The 16,480-nt window shown below is 55.3% G+C and carries 14 protein-coding genes; all 14 read right to left on the reverse strand.

The features are described 5' to 3' along the window. Positions 1-9 precede the first annotated feature (9 nt). On the reverse strand, positions 10-903 hold the full coding sequence (gene rapZ / locus QTL79_RS02800) for an RNase adapter RapZ (protein ID WP_346353416.1): 894 nt from the start codon (positions 901-903) through the stop codon (positions 10-12). Between the two features lie 12 nt (positions 904-915). Beyond that, a complete protein-coding gene (locus tag QTL79_RS02805) occupies positions 916-1,635 on the reverse strand; it encodes a phosphatase (protein ID WP_346353417.1) in 720 nt (239 codons plus the stop codon). 177 nt (positions 1,636-1,812) lie between these two features. After that, positions 1,813-3,189: an adenosylmethionine--8-amino-7-oxononanoate transaminase gene (gene bioA, locus QTL79_RS02810; protein WP_346353418.1), complete on the reverse strand. Its 1,377-nt coding sequence runs from the start codon at positions 3,187-3,189 to the stop codon at positions 1,813-1,815. 1 nt (position 3,190) lies between these two features. Beyond that, positions 3,191-3,901: a dethiobiotin synthase gene (gene bioD, locus QTL79_RS02815; RefSeq protein WP_346353419.1), complete on the reverse strand. Its 711-nt coding sequence runs from the start codon at positions 3,899-3,901 to the stop codon at positions 3,191-3,193. Between the two features lie 36 nt (positions 3,902-3,937). Next, the gene (gene bioF / locus QTL79_RS02820; RefSeq protein WP_346353420.1) at positions 3,938-5,095 is read right to left on the reverse strand and encodes an 8-amino-7-oxononanoate synthase; all 1,158 of its coding nucleotides are present in this window, start codon (positions 5,093-5,095) and stop codon (positions 3,938-3,940) included. Then, positions 5,079-5,879 carry a 6-carboxyhexanoate--CoA ligase gene (locus tag QTL79_RS02825; protein ID WP_346353421.1) on the reverse strand — a complete coding sequence of 267 codons (801 nt, stop codon included), beginning with the start codon at positions 5,877-5,879 and terminating at the stop codon, positions 5,079-5,081. Before QTL79_RS02825 ends, bioF begins: the two co-directional genes overlap by 17 nt. Further along, on the reverse strand, positions 5,876-6,865 hold the full coding sequence (gene bioB, locus QTL79_RS02830) for a biotin synthase BioB (protein ID WP_346353422.1): 990 nt from the start codon (positions 6,863-6,865) through the stop codon (positions 5,876-5,878). Before bioB ends, QTL79_RS02825 begins: the two co-directional genes overlap by 4 nt. A gap of 209 nt (positions 6,866-7,074) precedes the next feature. Beyond that, entirely contained in the window at positions 7,075-7,872 is a 798-nt protein-coding gene (locus QTL79_RS02835) for a Cof-type HAD-IIB family hydrolase (protein ID WP_346353423.1), read from the reverse strand. 165 nt (positions 7,873-8,037) lie between these two features. Further along, complete coding sequence (locus QTL79_RS02840) at positions 8,038-8,382, reverse strand: phage holin family protein (RefSeq protein ID WP_346353424.1); 345 nt, start codon at positions 8,380-8,382, stop codon at positions 8,038-8,040. 88 nt (positions 8,383-8,470) lie between these two features. Next, positions 8,471-8,821, reverse strand: a complete 351-nt coding sequence (locus QTL79_RS02845; RefSeq protein WP_346353425.1) for an Hpt domain-containing protein — start codon at positions 8,819-8,821, stop codon at positions 8,471-8,473. Between the two features lie 19 nt (positions 8,822-8,840). Beyond that, a complete protein-coding gene (locus QTL79_RS02850; RefSeq protein ID WP_346353426.1) occupies positions 8,841-9,968 on the reverse strand; it encodes a SpoIIE family protein phosphatase in 1,128 nt (375 codons plus the stop codon). Between the two features lie 435 nt (positions 9,969-10,403). Then, positions 10,404-12,101, reverse strand: a complete 1,698-nt coding sequence (locus QTL79_RS02855; protein WP_346353427.1) for a methyl-accepting chemotaxis protein — start codon at positions 12,099-12,101, stop codon at positions 10,404-10,406. A 160-nt stretch (positions 12,102-12,261) separates the two neighbouring features. Then, positions 12,262-13,200: a malate dehydrogenase gene (gene mdh, locus QTL79_RS02860; protein WP_346353428.1), complete on the reverse strand. Its 939-nt coding sequence runs from the start codon at positions 13,198-13,200 to the stop codon at positions 12,262-12,264. Between the two features lie 135 nt (positions 13,201-13,335). Then, entirely contained in the window at positions 13,336-16,419 is a 3,084-nt protein-coding gene (locus tag QTL79_RS02865; protein WP_346353429.1) for a response regulator, read from the reverse strand. Positions 16,420-16,480 lie beyond the last annotated feature (61 nt).

Genomic DNA, 16,480 nt, shown 5'->3' on the forward strand with positions numbered 1-16,480 from the left:
TTCAGATCCTCACACTTCCTCGATATGTTCTTCGACGACGTTCTGCTTCACATCCCGGTGTTCCAGCGTGACTTTCATGCCCATCTTCTTCACCTGCTCGTAGACTTTGCTGGCGACATAGACCGAGCGATGCATGCCGCCGGTACAGCCGATGGCGATGACCAGCTGGCTCTTGCCTTCTTTTGTATAGTTCGGCACAAGGAACTCGATCATGCCGGATAACTTCTCCATGAACTGCTGCGTCACCGGCCATTTCGAAATATAGTCGCGCACCGCCGGAACCATGCCGGTCTTGCGGCGTAAGTTTTCCACATAATAAGGATTCGGCAGGAAGCGGACGTCAAAGACCATATCGGCATCCATCGGCATACCGAATTTGAAACCGAACGAAACGACGGTGATGTTCATCTTTCCCATGTCACTGCCGTTGGCAAATAAACCAGTGACTTTTTCTTTCAGCTGCGCGGTCGTCATATCGCTGGTGTCGATGATATGCGTCGCCCGGCCGCGAAGCGGCGCGACCTTCTGCTGTTCGCGCTCGATTCCCTCGCTAATCCGGCCGTGCGGCGCCAGCGGATGGCGCAGACGGGTCTCCTTGTAGCGACGGATCAACGCCTGATCGGAAGCCTCAAGAAAAATCATTTCATATTGAATGCCCTGCTCTTCCATATCTTCAAGCACCTGCACCAGATGGTCAAAAAAGCCGCGTCCCCGGCTGTCGACCACCAGCGCCACTTTGCTGACCTGTCCGGCAGACTGCGAACACAGTTCGGCAAACTTCGGAATCAGCATCGGCGGCAAATTGTCCACGCAAAAATAGCCCAGTTCTTCCAGCGCCCGCACGACCTGCGTCTTGCCCGCGCCGGACAGGCCGGTGATAATCACTAATCTTACAGCCTCCATATGCAATCCTCCTTATTTCGGAGCGCGATGCCGCGCCAAATGCGCCAGCACCCGTTCCGGCATCGTGTTCAAGACATAATCGAGCGGTACGCCCGCTTCTTCAAGCAGCACCAACGCTTCGCCAAAATCGCCGACCGCATCGGCAAAGTGGCTGTCGGTGCCCAGCACCAGCTTCGTGCCGGACTGGTAAGCGAGTCTGGCGAATTCCAGGCAAAGCGGGCGGCTGCCGCAGCGCGATTGTTTCAAGGAACTGTTGTTGATTTCAAGCGCCACATCGTTCGCCTTCGCCGCTTCGACGACCGCGCGAATATCGACCGGATACTCCGGGTTTCCCGGGTGGACGATGACGTCGACCAGCGGATTGCGCATGACCGCGATCAGCATCGCCGTATTGGCTTCGCACCCCTGATTTGGCGCGCATTTGGTATGCAATCCGGCCAGGACGATATCGAGCTTATTGAGGCGTCCCACCGGCAAATCCAGTTTTCCCGCCGCATCGAGCACATTCGCTTCAATGCCTTTTAGGATACGCACACCCGACAGATATTCCGGAATCACCTTTTGATTGCCGAAATGATATTCGTGCGGCCCACCCGGCATCGCCGGCCCATGATCGGTCATTGCCAGCATCGTTATGCCGCGCTTGGCGGCCGCCTGCGCATTTTCCATTATCGTACTGTACGCATGGCCGCTGGAAACGGTATGCGTATGCAAGTCCACTAAAATCTGCATGCAAAATCACCTTCCTTATATTTCTCCAATTATAGGGGAAAAGGCGAAAAAAAGCAAAAGCAGCCGAAAACTGCACCTGACTTCAACACGAAAAAAGAAGGGAAGGATTTTTTATAAAAACCCTTCCCTTCTTTATTTTTTTCTTCTCTCTTCGTGTTAAAGCCTTCCCGCTTGCCGTTAAATAAACACCGCCGGACTGTCTTGGCCTGCGCCATCTTCCGTTACGCTGCGGATCGCTTTTTCCAGGATTGCGGTCATTTCCGCCAGTTCTGTTTCCTTGCTGGCGAGCGGCGGCATAAAGACAACGATGTTGCCGAGCGGGCGGATAATCATGCCCAGCCGTCTCGCTTCGGCGCAAACGCGCGCGCCGACTGCGGCTTCCCAGGGATACGGCGTCTTCGTTTTGGCGTCAGCCATCAGCTCGATGCCGACCATCAGGCCGCACTGCCGAATATCGCCGACATGCTTTAGCTTACCAATCTTGTCTAATGCCGTTTTTACCTGCACCACCTTGCCTGGCAGACTCTCCAACAGGCGCTCTTCGCGAAAGACCTGCAGATTGCCGAGCGCCGCCGCACAAGCCAGCGGGTTTCCCGTATAGGAATGGCCATGAAAAAATGTTTTTTGCTCGCCATAGTCGCCCAGAAAAGCCTCATAGATTTCCTGCGTCATGAAGGTGGCGGCCAGAGGCAGATATCCGCCGGTGATTCCTTTGGCCACCATCAGGAAATCCGGCGTAACTCCTTCATGTTCACAGGCGAACATCTTCCCGGTACGACCGAAACCGGTCGCCACTTCGTCGACCAAGAGGAGCACATCATACTTTTTCGTCAGCTCACGCAAACCTTTCAGATATCCCTTCGGCTGCGTCAGCATGCCGGCGGCAGCCTGGATCAGAGGCTCCACGACCAATGCGGCGATTTCTTCATGCCGCTCTTTCAGCACGGTTTCGACAGCCGTCAGACAAGCCATCGCACAAGATTCTTCCGTCTTTGCCAATTGGCAGTGATAGCAGTTCGGACAGGGCACCTGGATGCTGGGAAAGAGCAGCGACTTGAAGATGCGATGAAAGAGATCGATGCCGCCGACGCTGACGGTTCCGACCGTATCGCCATGATACGCGTTGGCCAGCGTGACAAACGTTTTCTTTTTCGCTTTGCCTTTCAACTGCCAATACTGATACGCCTGCTTGATCGCAATTTCAACGGCGGTCGATCCGTCGTCGGAATAAAAGACCTTCTTCAGACCGGCCGGGACAACCTCCATCAGCTCCGCCGCCAGACGGGCAGCCGGTTCATTGATCAGCCCCAGCAAGCTGGAATGGGCGATCTTATCGAGCTGTTCGACAATCGCGCGGTTAATCGTCGGATGGCGATGCCCATGCAGATTGACCCAGAGCGACGAGACGCCGTCATAGTAGCTTCGACCCTCATCATCGATCAGCTTGACGCCTTCGCCGCCGACAATCGTGAGCTGAGGCTGCGCCACCCACTCTTTCATTTGCGTAAACGGATGCCAGACATACTCCTTATCCCACTGTTCCACCTGTTTCATTTCACTTCTCTCCTTCCAGCCACCGCTGTATCGCAGATAAATTTAAATGTTGCTTCGCCAGTTGCGCCAATTGCGCCGGATCCTCAAAGCGCGGAAATCGTCCCAGGATCGGCAGGCCACTCAAACGCTCGATATAGGAGGCATTGCTTTCTTCCAACACGCCCGCCTCCGCCGGCCATTGGTTCAGGATGATGCCGGCGATTTCAAAGCCGCGCCGTCTGGCATATTCGACTGTCAGAATCGTATGGTTAATCGTGCCCAGATTCGCACGCGCGACGATGATCAGCGGCAGCGCCAGTTCCTGCGCCAAATCAGCCAGAATGTAATCATCGCAAAGCGGCGAAATCATTCCGCCGACGCCTTCCACCAGCAAATATTGGTGACGTTCTTCTAATTGATGGTAACTTTGTATGATCTGCTTCATGTCGACGCTGACGCCGCTCACTTTGGCAGCCAACGCCGGCGTCAGCGCCGGTTCAAAGCAGAGCGGATTCACCAGCGGCGCTTCTGACGGGGAAATACCGGCCGCCTGCATTAAAAAAGCGGCGTCTTCCGCCACACGCACACCCTTCCATTCTACGCTGCCGCCCGAAGCCAGCGGCTTCATGACGCCGACGTCAAGCCCCATTTCCTTCAAGCCCGCCGCCAATGCGCCGGTGATCACGGTCTTGCCTACCTCCGTGTCCGTCGCCGTGATAAATAATCCAGCCATACAAAATCCTCCCGTTTTCTTTTGACGTTATCTACTTTATTGCAAAGCCCGCCAGCAACGGATGATTTCATTCGCCGCATAATCGAGCTGTGTTCGGCTATGCGCGGCTGAGACCGTCAGGCGCAGCCGACTTTCGCCGCGCGGCACCGTCGGCGGTCGAATCGCACTGACCAGGATAGAGGCGCTTTCCAGTCGCTTCGACATTTCGCTGGCAGCAGTAGCAGAACCCAGCAAAAGCGGTAGGATTGGCGTCTCGCCCTCAGGAATCGGCAAACCGGCCGCGCGCAGCGTTTGCCGCAGATACTGTCCGTTAGCCTGCAACTTCGTCAGATGCTGCGGTTCGCGCCGCAATACGGTCAGCGCCTCGCGCGCCGCCGCCAGCGTCATCGGCGAAGGCGCGGTCGAAAAAATGAAGCTTCGACTGCAGTTCACCAGATACTCGATGACCTCACGCGAGGCAGCGACATATCCGCCCATGCCCGCCAAACTCTTACTCATCGTCCCCAGCTGGATCGTCACTTCTTTGCCCACGCCGAAATGATGCGCCGTACCGCGCCCCTCGCCGAGCGTGCCCAGCGCATGTGCATCATCCACCATCAGCATGGCGTCATGTGCCTTCGCCAGCGCCGCCAGCTTGTCGAGCGGCGCGACATCGCCGTCCATGCTGAAAACGCCGTCCGTCACGATCAAGCGTCGTCTGACATTCTTGCGTGCAGCGAGTTTTCGCGCCAGGTCGGCCAGATCCAGGTGTTCATAGACGGACACCGCTGCGCCCGATAAACGACAGCCGTCGATAATGCTGGCATGGTTCAGCCGGTCGCTGAACACCGCATCGCCCGCACCGACCAGCGCGCTGATCGTACCGACATTCGCCGCGTAGCCGCTGCTGAAAACAAGCGCCGCTTCGGTCCCTTTCCACGCCGCCAAGTCGTGTTCCAACGCCTGACATAAAGGATGGCTGCCGCTGATCAGGCGCGATCCGCCCGCGCCGACTCCCTCTTCTTGCGCCGCCAACTGCGCTTTTTGCGCAAGCGCCGGGTGCTGCGTCAGACCGAGATAGTCGTTGCCGCATAAGAGCAAACATTCGCGGCCCTGGCGCAGCACCCGTACGGCGTCAAGCGCCTTTGTTTCGACCACTGCGCGATATAGACCGTCGCTGCGCCGTCTTGCCAGATATTCACGGCAGAACTTCATGCTGCAGCCAACTCCTTTCCGTCGCCTCCGGCACGTTCACCAACACCGCCGTCTCTTCCAGATAAAGGCGCAGCGCTCTAAGATCGGCCTCCGGACGAACAAAAAAAATACGGCCGCCGACAGGACTTCCCAAGACTTTGAGATGCGGCAAACGGACATAGCCTGTTTTTGCGGCGACATAGCCTGTCGTATATTCCGGGTCATCCGACCAGCAAAGTTCCGCGACCATACCTGGCGCGGCCGCCACTTTACTCGCCAAAAGAAGTGCTTCTCTTACATGCACGCCGCGCATCGCATGCTGATGCAGCCAGTCGGCAAACGCAGCCGGCTCCGCGCTGCCAATTCGGCTTACTCGTATGCCGCGCGCACCGCTTTCATCAAGACGACAACCTGTTTTTGCGCAGACCAGCATCGCACCGCGCATGCTGTCAGACAAGCCATCCAGCATATTTAGTCCGGAGAGCGCCGCCTCTTTGGCAACGCCCATACGCGTCAACGCCTTTAAGGCCAAACGCCGTCCCTGCTCTATATCCGAATTCGCCTGCGCATAAACCGGCAGCAACGGCGTCGTTTGCAATTCTTCCGGCGTCACACATTCGACTACCAGTTGCAAAAAATCAGCCTTGCCCCGGCTATGGCCCAGCGCGCGTTCCAGCATCGCAAGCGCAGCGCTTTTCAGTTCCGCTTCCGGCAATATCGCTTCCGCGCCGGAAATATGGCGTCCGCCAGCTTCATGCGCTCCGCCCTGCGCGGCGCGCATACGCAAACTATAGAGTTCGCTCATGGCGCGACCACCCGATTCAAGTCGGCAATCATCCTCAGGTCGGCTTGCGGCTCGCGTCCGCCTGTCGTCAGATAACCGCCGATCAGCATGCCGCTGACGCCGCCCAAGAGTGCCGTTCCCTGCAGATCGCGCAAGTTCACTTCCCGCCCGCCGGCAGTGCGGATGCCGCGTTCCGGCAGCAAAAAACGAAAGACAGCCAGCGTTTTGAGAATCTCCTGCGGCGCGAGCGGCGGCTGTCCGGCAAGCGGCGTACCGGGAATCGGGTTGAGGATATTGACCGGCACCGAATGAACGCCGAGCCTACGCAGCGTCAACGCCAATTCGATTCGCTGCGCAAAGCTCTCGCCCAGACCGATGATTCCGCCCGCGCAAACCTCGAGTCCCGCCGCCATCGCATGCTGTATTGTCACGACCCGGTCTTCGTAAGTATGCGTGCTGCAAATGCGCGGATAAAAGCTACGCCCGGTCTCCAGGTTATGATGGTATCGGCTGACGCCCGCCTGTTTCAACTGCAGTGCATGTTCCTGCGTCAGCGTCCCGAGCGAAGCGCAGACTTTAAGCCCCGTCTTTTCTTTGATCGCCTGCAGCGCTTCAAGAATTAGAGAAAACTCCTTATCCTTTTCCGTGCCGCGCCCGCTCGTCACAATGCTGAAACGGCGCGCCCCGGCTTCTTTCGCTTGCAGCGCGGCCGCGACAAGCTCCTGTTTTTCCAGGAGCGGGTAGACCTTGACCTGCGCCCCATAATGCGCCGACTGCGCGCAAAAACGACAATCTTCCGAACATTTCCCCGAACGTCCGTTGATGATCGCGCAGAGATCGACCTCCGCGCCGACAAATTCCTGCCGGATCCGATCCGCCATCGCCAACAGGAACGGCAGATCTTCATACGGCACCGCCGCCAGTTGCAGCGCTTCCTCTTCCTTTAAAGTTCCGCCCTCGAGGACCTTTTCGCCTAAGCGCAGGATGTTTTGTAAGTGTTCATTCATTTTCATTGCTCCTCGTAAACTATTTTATTTTCAAAGTTAACCATGTCTCTAAAAAAAATTACCATTCTATATTTAGAAAGCAATTTAAAGCACGCTTCCCTAAAACAGAATCCGCCCAACTGCTCTCTGAAAAGCAAAGACGTTAACTGTTTTAAAAATACAGTTAACGTCTTTTATCATACCGCAACGTTACTTATTTGTAAAGGCCGCTAGGCTAAGATAAACTGTTCAATCGCCTGCGCGACGCCGTCCGCGTCATTGCCGTCGGTCACGAATTGCGCCACTTTTTTTACCCGCTCTGAAGCATTGCCCATCGCAACACCAAGCCCTGCATATTCAAGCATCGCATAGTCGTTGTTGGAATCGCCAATCGCCATGATTTCGTCGCGTTCGACGCCCAAATGTTCGCCCAGCATGGCAAGCGCCCGTCCCTTATTGACGTCGGGATGCATCAGTTCGAGATAGGTCGGCTTCGAGGTGGCAGTAAAAATCCGCCCGCCTAATGCCGCATTGACCGTCGCTTCTATTTCCGCCAACAGCTCCGGTTCAGCCATCGCCAGCATTTTGGTCGGCGCCTGCGCCTGCGCAAAAAAGTCGTCGCCCAAAGCGATCGAACGGATGCCCGCCAAGGCTTCATAAGACTTCGCTTCCCTGCCCCGTTCTTTCACATATAATTGGTCATTCACATACGCCTGCAGATACCAGCCACGCTCTTTGAAGAGCTGCCTGACCTTCGTCGCCGCTTCGTCTTCGATCGTCTGATGAAAAAGCGTGGCATCCGTTTGCGGATGGCGGATCAGAGCGCCGTTGTAAGTGATGATCGGCACCTGCATCGCCAGCTGTTTCGCATACGGCAGTGCGGAGGAAAACATCCGCCCGGTCGCAATCGCCACTGCGACGCCTTTTGCCTGTGCGGCCGTCACTGCGGCAAATGTCCTTTCACTGATCGCCAGTTCGCTGTTTAAGAGCGTGTCATCCATGTCAATTGCGATTAATTTGATTTTCATCGTGTTCCTCCTAAATAGTGTGTGACGAATGGCTATGGGCTATGGGCTTTGGGCCCGTGGCTCGAAGTCGTTCTGCCCATCCTGCCATTAACTATGCGCCATGCGCTATGAGCCGTCCTGCCATGTGTCCGTTCAAACTAAAAACAGGCGCCTCGGCGCCTGCTGTTATCGGTCTTGTACAACTTTGCTCAGCGCTGCACTAGAAGCGCTCAGGAGCAGTAGTGCCGCCGCGGCCTGGATCGCGCTGTCCACGCGAAAGCCCGGTAGCAGTTTCATCAGCATACCAGGAACAATCATATTTACGAGCAACGCCGCGCCAACCAGCCATGCGCCCTTCATCGGCCAGCCTTTACGGGCAAAGACGGGACGCAATATTCCATTCGCCAGGCCAACAACCAGTGCGGCAACCAGCAAAGCGCCGAGCGTATCGACAAACAGCCCCGGCAATTCGAGCGCGACCAGCATCACCAATAGCGCGATCGCCAAGATTCGCAGTAAAAACCCGCTCATAATCAATGATATCCTCCTTGCACTGCATCAAGCTAGCCCCTATTATACTCTCTCTTGCAGTCCAAGACAATGCCTTCTTTGCCAGCATTCATACTTTCTGCAGCCAAATTTCAAGTTCTGCCGCGGCCAGCGCATATTGCCGCCGAACCGGCTCGATCCTCGTCGCCGCATCGGCCACATTCTCTGCGTTCGCGAACGCTTCGATCGCCGCCAGTTCACCGGCCAGATCAACCGCTCCCACGTAATGGCTGGAGGATTTGAAACTGTGCGCAACGCGCTTTAAGTTCAGCGCATCTTCCGTTTCCACAGCCTGCGCCAGTTTAGCCACACAGTCCGAGCCGGCAGCCAGATATTCTCGGACGATCTCCGTTACGCACGCCTGATCGCCGTCCATCATTTCCAAGAGTTCCTGCAGTTTTTCCACCTGTATGCAGTTCATCGTCCGCGCCTCCTCCCGATTACTCTAAGCGCACCAAGGCCATCGCCACATCGTCTTTTAGCTCCGCTTCGGCTAAGAAGGCCTGACGCAAATATTCCAGCACTTCCTTTTCCCGTCCGGGCAACCAGTCCCTGCAGTCGTGGAGCAAACTCGTCAGGCGACGCTTGACGTCCGCCTGAAACCAATTGCCTTCCGTCAGCAAGCCGTCCGTATATAAAAGCAGCCAGGCACCGTCTTTGATCGGGCACGTCTCCTCTTCGTACACGGCTTCGGCAAACAGGCCGAGCGGCAAACTGTCCTGTCCGAGAAAATCAGGCGCCGCGTCTTCTCTCCACCAGGCAGGATTCGGATGTCCAGCATTGGCATAACGAAATACACCGTCGCTTGCCTGACCGACAAAAGCGGTCAGAAAGACATCGCCTTCTGTCAGATGGTGAAAAACCGCATTCATCTGCATTAAGATCTCTGCCGGACTGCCGCCGCGCATCACGCAATGATAAAATTCCAATTTGACCATCGAAGCCACCATCGCCGAGACCATGCCGTGCCCGGAAACGTCGGCCATCATCACCCAGAACGCGTCGCCGACCTGCAGACAATCGTAGACATCGCCGCCGATCATCTGGCAGGGCAGGTATAAGCCGACCAGGCTGCCATTTGTGCAAATGCGTTTTTCTTCGCCGACAAGACGTCGCTGAAAAGCAGCAGCCAGGCGCAATTCGCGCGCCACCAGTTCATTGGCGCGGCGCAACTCCTTTTGCACGCCATAGCTGTCAAGTGCGTTGCGCACTTTTAACGGGATGATGTATTTCATTTGTTCCGGCGTCAAAGGCTTGGTGAAATAATCATACGCGCCCATGCCGAGCGCCTGATGGATGCTGTCAAGATCCTGCACCGCCGAATGAACGAGAATCGGAATATGCTGCAGGCTGCGTTTGGCGCGCATCGCCTGCATCACTTGAAAACCGTCCATATCCGGCATCAGCAAATCCAGCATCAGCAAATCGACGTCCTCTTTCTCCATGATCTCCAATGCTTCACTGCCGCTGGCGGCTTCCAACCAAACCACATCCGGCATCTTGCCGAGCACTTTGATCAAAAGCGTCCGGTTTACCGGCAAATCATCGGCTACCAGTACATGCCACATTCCTTTCCCTCCAGTACAGCCTGCTCAACGCTTTACCGTCTTTGGCTCCACTATCCTTTCGGGCCGATACTCCAGCGCCGCAGGAATTTCCTGCCCAGCGCCTTTGCTCTTTCTACAATGATTGTATATTCTCGCCGCGATTCTCATATTCCTTTTTTTAACAAGCGTCCGTCGCGCAGAAAAAAACGCAGTACCTGCGCTCAGAGTGTAGACAATTGAAAAATAGCATGCGATAAAATTAAGGGGCAGAAGGAGTAAAAAAAACGATAACACGAAGAATCGAAGCGGACCGATCATATCGGCCCGCTGGGAAGAGAGGAAGAAGAATTTAAAAATCCTTCCGCTCTTCCCTTCTTCAACTCTTCGTGTTAAAAACGCCCCACTTGATTGCGTTTTGGCGAAAGTCTCAAAGCACAGCATCTGCGCTTTTTTCGTTCATATTTTAAAACGCGCCGCCTGTTGCGCCAGTTCTCTTGCCAGGTTTTCCAGATCGACCGCGCTACGGTCGATGCCGTGCATGCCGGCTGCCTGTTCTTGCGCTGCTGCGGCAACGGCCTGTGAATTCGAGGATGTACCTTCGGCAATGCCGCTGATCGACTCAATGCCATGTACCATCTGCTGCGTGCCGCGCGCCGTCTCTTCCATCGCCTCGGCGATGCTGCGAATGCCCTGCTGCACGGTCGCCAGTTTCTCTTGAATGGAGGAAAAGCCTTGCCGCGTGCTGTCCGCAGCCTCGCGCCCTCTGGCCGCTTCCTGGTTGGCATCGCCGACCGCAACGGCAGCCCGGCCGATTTCATCGCCCATTACGCCAATGATCCCGGTGATGTCTTCCGTCGCCTTGGCGCTTTGTTCCGCCAGTTTGCGCACCTCTTCCGCCACGACCGCAAAGCCGCGTCCGGCCTCACCGGCCCGCGCCGCCTCGATCGCGGCATTGAGCGCGAGAAGATTCGTCTGCGCCGCGATCGAACTGATCACGCCAACGATGCCTTTGATCTGCTCCGAGCCTTGAACCAGGTGATCGGTCACTTCGGTGATATTGCCCATTGCCTGACCAATCGAAGCGTTCTGTTTCACCACCTGCTCGAGCAGCGCCATTCCCTGGTTCGTTTCACCAACGGCGATTTCCGTGCTGCCGCTCACTTCCGCCGCGCTGGCGCTGATCGCCTGCGCATTGGCCGATATTTCCTGCACCGTCGCCGACAAACCGGCGAGGCTGTTCGTATTTTGCGCGACGCCGCCGGCGATTTCCGTCACGCTTTGCGCAACGGTATCGACCGCCTTCAATTGTTCGGCAACCGCCTGCGACAACATTTCGCTCGCACCGGCCAGCGACTGGCTGCCTTGGTTGACGCCGCCGACAAAACGGCGCAGTTCGCGTTGCACATCCTGCAGCGCAGCGGCCATATCGCCGATCTCATCGTTCAGCGCTGCCCGATGGCTGTCCTGCGATAAATCAAGCAAACTGACGCGATGCAGATCGTTCTTCAGTTTCTCCAAACGACCGGCCGTACGTTTGCTGTAGAAATAGACGATCAAAATCACCAAGAGCAAGATCATCACCGCCGCCGCGACGGCCAGGCGCACGCTCGTCCGGCTGTTTTCCACCAGCTGATTGGCGCCCGTTTCCATATACTGTTCCTGCAGCTGCGTCAGGACCGAGAATTGATCATCGATCTCCTTGACCAGTTTTCGCCCCTGCGCCGTCATGGCGGTCAGACCCGGATCATTCTTCTGCTTCGCGACGATCAGTCGCTCACCCAGATCAATATAGTCCGCCACCAGTTTTTGCAGCTTCTTCGAGGCTTCGACCGTGTCCGGCTGCTTTGAATTTTCCTGGAAGAGCTTCACATTATCAAAACTCTTTTTGATATTATCACGGTAGCCTTGCGCATATGCCGCGCCATCCGGATAAAACAAGAAGCCTCGCATATCCAGCAAAGCCCGCGTAAAATCGGTATGCGCGCTCTTAACGAGCGACAAACGAGCCGCCGTGTGTTTCAGCAGATTCTCCCCTTGCGCACTACTTCCCTGCAGCTGGTAAAGACTAAAACCCAATACGCCCAACAATAAAACCGCTACCAAGGAAAACATACAGGCCAATTGCAGCGCCATCGGCATCCGACGTGTCGACAAAAGAATTCCCTCCCCATCCCTCTGACCTTATTGTCAGAAAAAACATTACTTTCTTATTTTACGACATTTTTTTCTAAAAAGCGACACGTTTTTCTCCGCTTTCATAAATAAAAAACGGAGCGACCGCAGTCGCCCCGTTTTTTCACTTCGTCAGCCTGACTTAGATCACTTTCATGTCGGCCAGGACCTGGTTCATTTTGCGAACCGCATCGGCGCTCTTATTGAACTCGGCTTGTTCTTCCGCGTTCAGTTTGAAATCGACGATTTCTTCGCAGCCGTTCTTGCCGATAACGACAGGAACGCCCAGGCAGATATCTTTTTGGCCATATTCGCCATCCAATGCTACGCAGCAAGGATATACTTTCTTTTCATCGCGTACGATCGCTTCGACCAGCAACGCACCGGCAGCGCCAGGAGCATACCAGGCAGACGTTCCGAGCAGACCGGTCAGCGTAGCGCCGCCGACCATCGTGTCAGCCGCCACTTTTTTCAGGCAATCGGCAGACAAGAGCTGAGCAGCCGGGATGCCTGCACGGGTAGCAAAGCGAGTCAACGGAATCATCGTAGTGTCGCCATGGCCGCCGATTACGACGCCTTGTACATCACTGGACGGGCATTCCATCGCTTGGCTGAGATAATATTTGAAGCGGGAGCTGTCCAAAATGCCGCCCATACCGATGATGCGGTTTTTAGGCAGTCCGCTGGCTTTCAACGCCAAATAAGTCATCGTGTCCATCGGATTGCTGATGATGACGAAGATTGCATCCGGGGAATACTTCAGGATGTTTTCGACAACGCCTTTTACGATACCAGCATTCGTGCCGATGAGTTCTTCGCGGGTCATGCCCGGTTTGCGGGGAATACCGGAGGTGATCACGACTACATTCGAGCCAGCCGTTTTGCTGTAATCGTTAGTGCTGCCGCTTACGCGGCTGTCGAAACCAAGCAATGCCGACGTTTGCATCATGTCCATCGCTTTGCCTTCAGCTACGCCTTCCTTGATGTCCAAGAGCACCAATTCGCTAGCTAATTCTCTCTGCGCAATGACGTTTGCACAAGTTGCACCGACATTGCCTGCACCTACAACGGTAATTTTCATTCTGACATCCTCCTCTTAAATCGAATTCAAAATAGAGTATATAGATGTGAACCCAACTCAAATTATATCCTTGCCTTTCCGCTTTGTACAGGGGCAAGTGAAATTTATTACGAACCGTTCAAATAGCAAGATTCGTCACTCAATTCCGACATTTCTTCCGCTTCCCGCCGCCTCTTGCGCGGCGATTCCTGCGAGACATTCTTTCAACTTCGCCGTCAGCGCCGGAATTTTTTCCACTTCGCCGCCCTCGATCGATGTTTCCGCCGTTTTTGCCATTTCGGCGACTTCATCAATGCGCAAACTGGCCGCGGCTCCCTTTATCTTGTGCAATATCGCCTTTGCCTCCGGCTGCTGCTGCGCCGCCAACACGGTCTCCAGCTCCGTGAGCAATGCCGCGATGCCGGGCAGCCCCTCGCGCAAAAGTTCCGTCGCGGTTTCCTTTTCGAAACCGACTTCCGTCATCAGACGTTCCACGGCCGCCTCATATTCGTTTGCCGCGCTCGGTTCGCCACAGGAGGCGGAGTAGCGAAGGATTACGCTTAATAAGCGCTCCACTTCCAGCGGTTTGCTCAAATAATCGTCCATCCCGGCCGCCCGGCATTTTTCGGCCTCGCCGGCCATCGCATTCGCAGTCAGCGCAATGATCGGCGTATGCCGCGCGCTGCCTTCCGCCGCACGGATGCGCCGCGTCGCTTCGTAGCCATCGAGCAGCGGCATCTGACAATCCATGAATACCATGTCATACGACTTGGCCAGGCAAGCGCGCAGCGCTTCTTCACCATTGACCGCGATATCACAGCGCAGCCCTTTCAAGCGCAAAAGGCGGATGAAGAATTTTCGGTTGACCTCGTTGTCCTCGACCAGTAAAATCTTAAGCCGCTTGTTAAAGACGACTTCCTGCACGGAATGGCGCGTGACGAACGGAACGCTTTCCTTCGCTCCCGCGCTGCGGCCTTGCAGAACCATCGCCATACAGTCGAGCAGCTCTCTGCGCCGATAAGGCTTGGCCAAATAACTGGAAAAGCCTTTTTCCTGCGCCTTTTTCGCTTCTCCCTTTACTGCCGCAGACGTCAAGAGGATTCTTGGAATGTCACGCGTCCCCGGAATCATCTTCAGCATAGCCGCCAATTCATAGCCGTTCATGCCCGGCATATTGGCATCGATCAAAAACAGATCGCACGCCAGCTCTCCGTCCTGGCCGATAGCGGCAATCGCCGCGGCCGCGCTGTTAGCTTCGCTCGCTTCACACGCTACATCCTTGAGGTACATTTTGACAATGCCCCGATTAGTCGCATTGTCGTCAACCACCATGATTTTCTTGCCTTGCAAGACGGCATAGTCCAGTTCGCACGCTGCCACCTGATTGGCGGCAGGCGGCAAACGGAGGCTGAAACTGAAGCGGCTGCCGCGTCCGAGCTGGCTTTGCACCTCGATTTCGCCGCCCATCAGCTCGACGATGTTTTTGCAGATCGTCAGTCCCAAACCGGTCCCCCCGTAATAACGCGTTGCCGAACTGTTCCCTTGTACAAACGGCCTGAACAGTTTTTGCAGCGTCGGCCCGTCAATGCCGATTCCGGTATCCTGTACAGCAAAACGGATTCGCTCCGCATCACGCTCGACTTCCAGCGTGACTTCGCCAAAATCGGTAAATTTTACGGCATTGCCGATCAGATTGATGATCACCTGCTTCAACCGCGTCGGATCGCCGCTGACAAATTGCGGCACATCGCCTTTGATCAGAAGATTGAGCTCGAGCTTTTTTTCTCTGGCGCGGGCAACCAGCGGCAGCACCGCCCCTTCGACCGTCGCCCGCAAATCAAAATCAATCTCTTCCAGTTCCATTTTTCCGGCTTCGATCTTTGACAGATCCAAAATATCGTTGATGATCGCAAGCAAGGTATCGGTCGAAGCTTCCATCGTCCGCACATATTCCGCCTGTTCCTCTGAAAGCGGCGTATCCGCCAGCAGTTGCATGAAACCGAGGATACCGTTCATCGGCGTTCTGATCTCATGGCTCATATTGGCGAGAAAATAACTTTTCTCAATATTGGCGGCCTCCGCCTGGAGCGCTAATTCTTTCGCCTGGCAGGCCGCTTCATTCAACTGACGGTTGCTGGCCTTCAGCTCCCGCTCCCGGCGGACAAGTTCCTCCAACAGCGCATTCACCGCATTGCGCAGCATTTCAAGTTCTGGAATATCGTTCGCGCTAAAACGCTGTTGGCGATCCGCCCCAGGCTGCGCCATTTTATGGATCTTCAGCGTCAGTTCGGCCAAGGGCTGCGCAATTCCGGCGCCGATTTTCTGCGCCAGCCCGACGCTAAAGAGCAGCACAAGCAGCATCGCCGTCAAGTAATAATTCATGAAATTCCGGATCGGTTGGTACGCTTCCTCGAGAGGATAATTGGCCGCCAGGATCCAACCGGTCGTCGGCAGGCGTTTAAAAGAAGCCAGCATCGGCACGCCATTGGAATTGATCGTTTCGCCCGATCCCTCAAAACCGAGCAGCGCCTTGTCAAACAACTCATTTTTCCCCGCTGCGGCATCCTGTTTCATGATGCGCGACATCTCCGGATGCATGATCAACGTCCGATCCGGCGCAAACATATACAAATAGCCCGTTTCTCCATCCTTCGTCGCCCGCACAACATCAAAAAAGCCGCTTTTGTTGTAAAGATCGATTGCGCCGCCAAGCAGTCCCAGCACTTCGCCCTGCGCATCATAAATCGGCGCTGTCATCATGATGACCGGATTGTCGTTCACTACTGTCTGAAATGGCGCGCTGACATAAGGCTTTCCGCTTTGCATACTCTCTTTAAAATACTCACGGTAGGCATACGATTTACCGTAAATCTCCGGCCTGGCCGGTGACGCCGAAATTAAGACGCCATTTTTATCCAGCAGGATCATACTGTGCGTGAACACCGTCCGAATGCCGGTACGATTATCAAGCCACGTCTGCGCTTTTGCCGGATTGGTTATGACATCTCTCGGCGCAACGGCGGCCACATTGCTTAAACTCTCCAAAGAAACGGAAATATCCGTATCGACGCCTTGCGCCATACTGGAGACCAGTGCAAATTGCTGCTGCAGGATCAATTGCTTTGCCGAATGCCAAAAGTAGGCGTAGGTTCCGCCGGCAATCGCCAACAATAATGCGGTCACCAAAAAACTGATGCTCCAGATCAGGCGTTGGCGGATGCTGCTTTTCACTTTGCCCATCTCGTCGCCTCCTTACTCCGGCTTTAGCCGACCATTCAACGCATCTCTTTGTGTTTTTCTA

This window comes from Azotosporobacter soli (assembly GCF_030542965.1).
GTDB classification, from domain to species: Bacteria; Bacillota; Negativicutes; order SG130; family SG130; genus Azotosporobacter; species Azotosporobacter soli.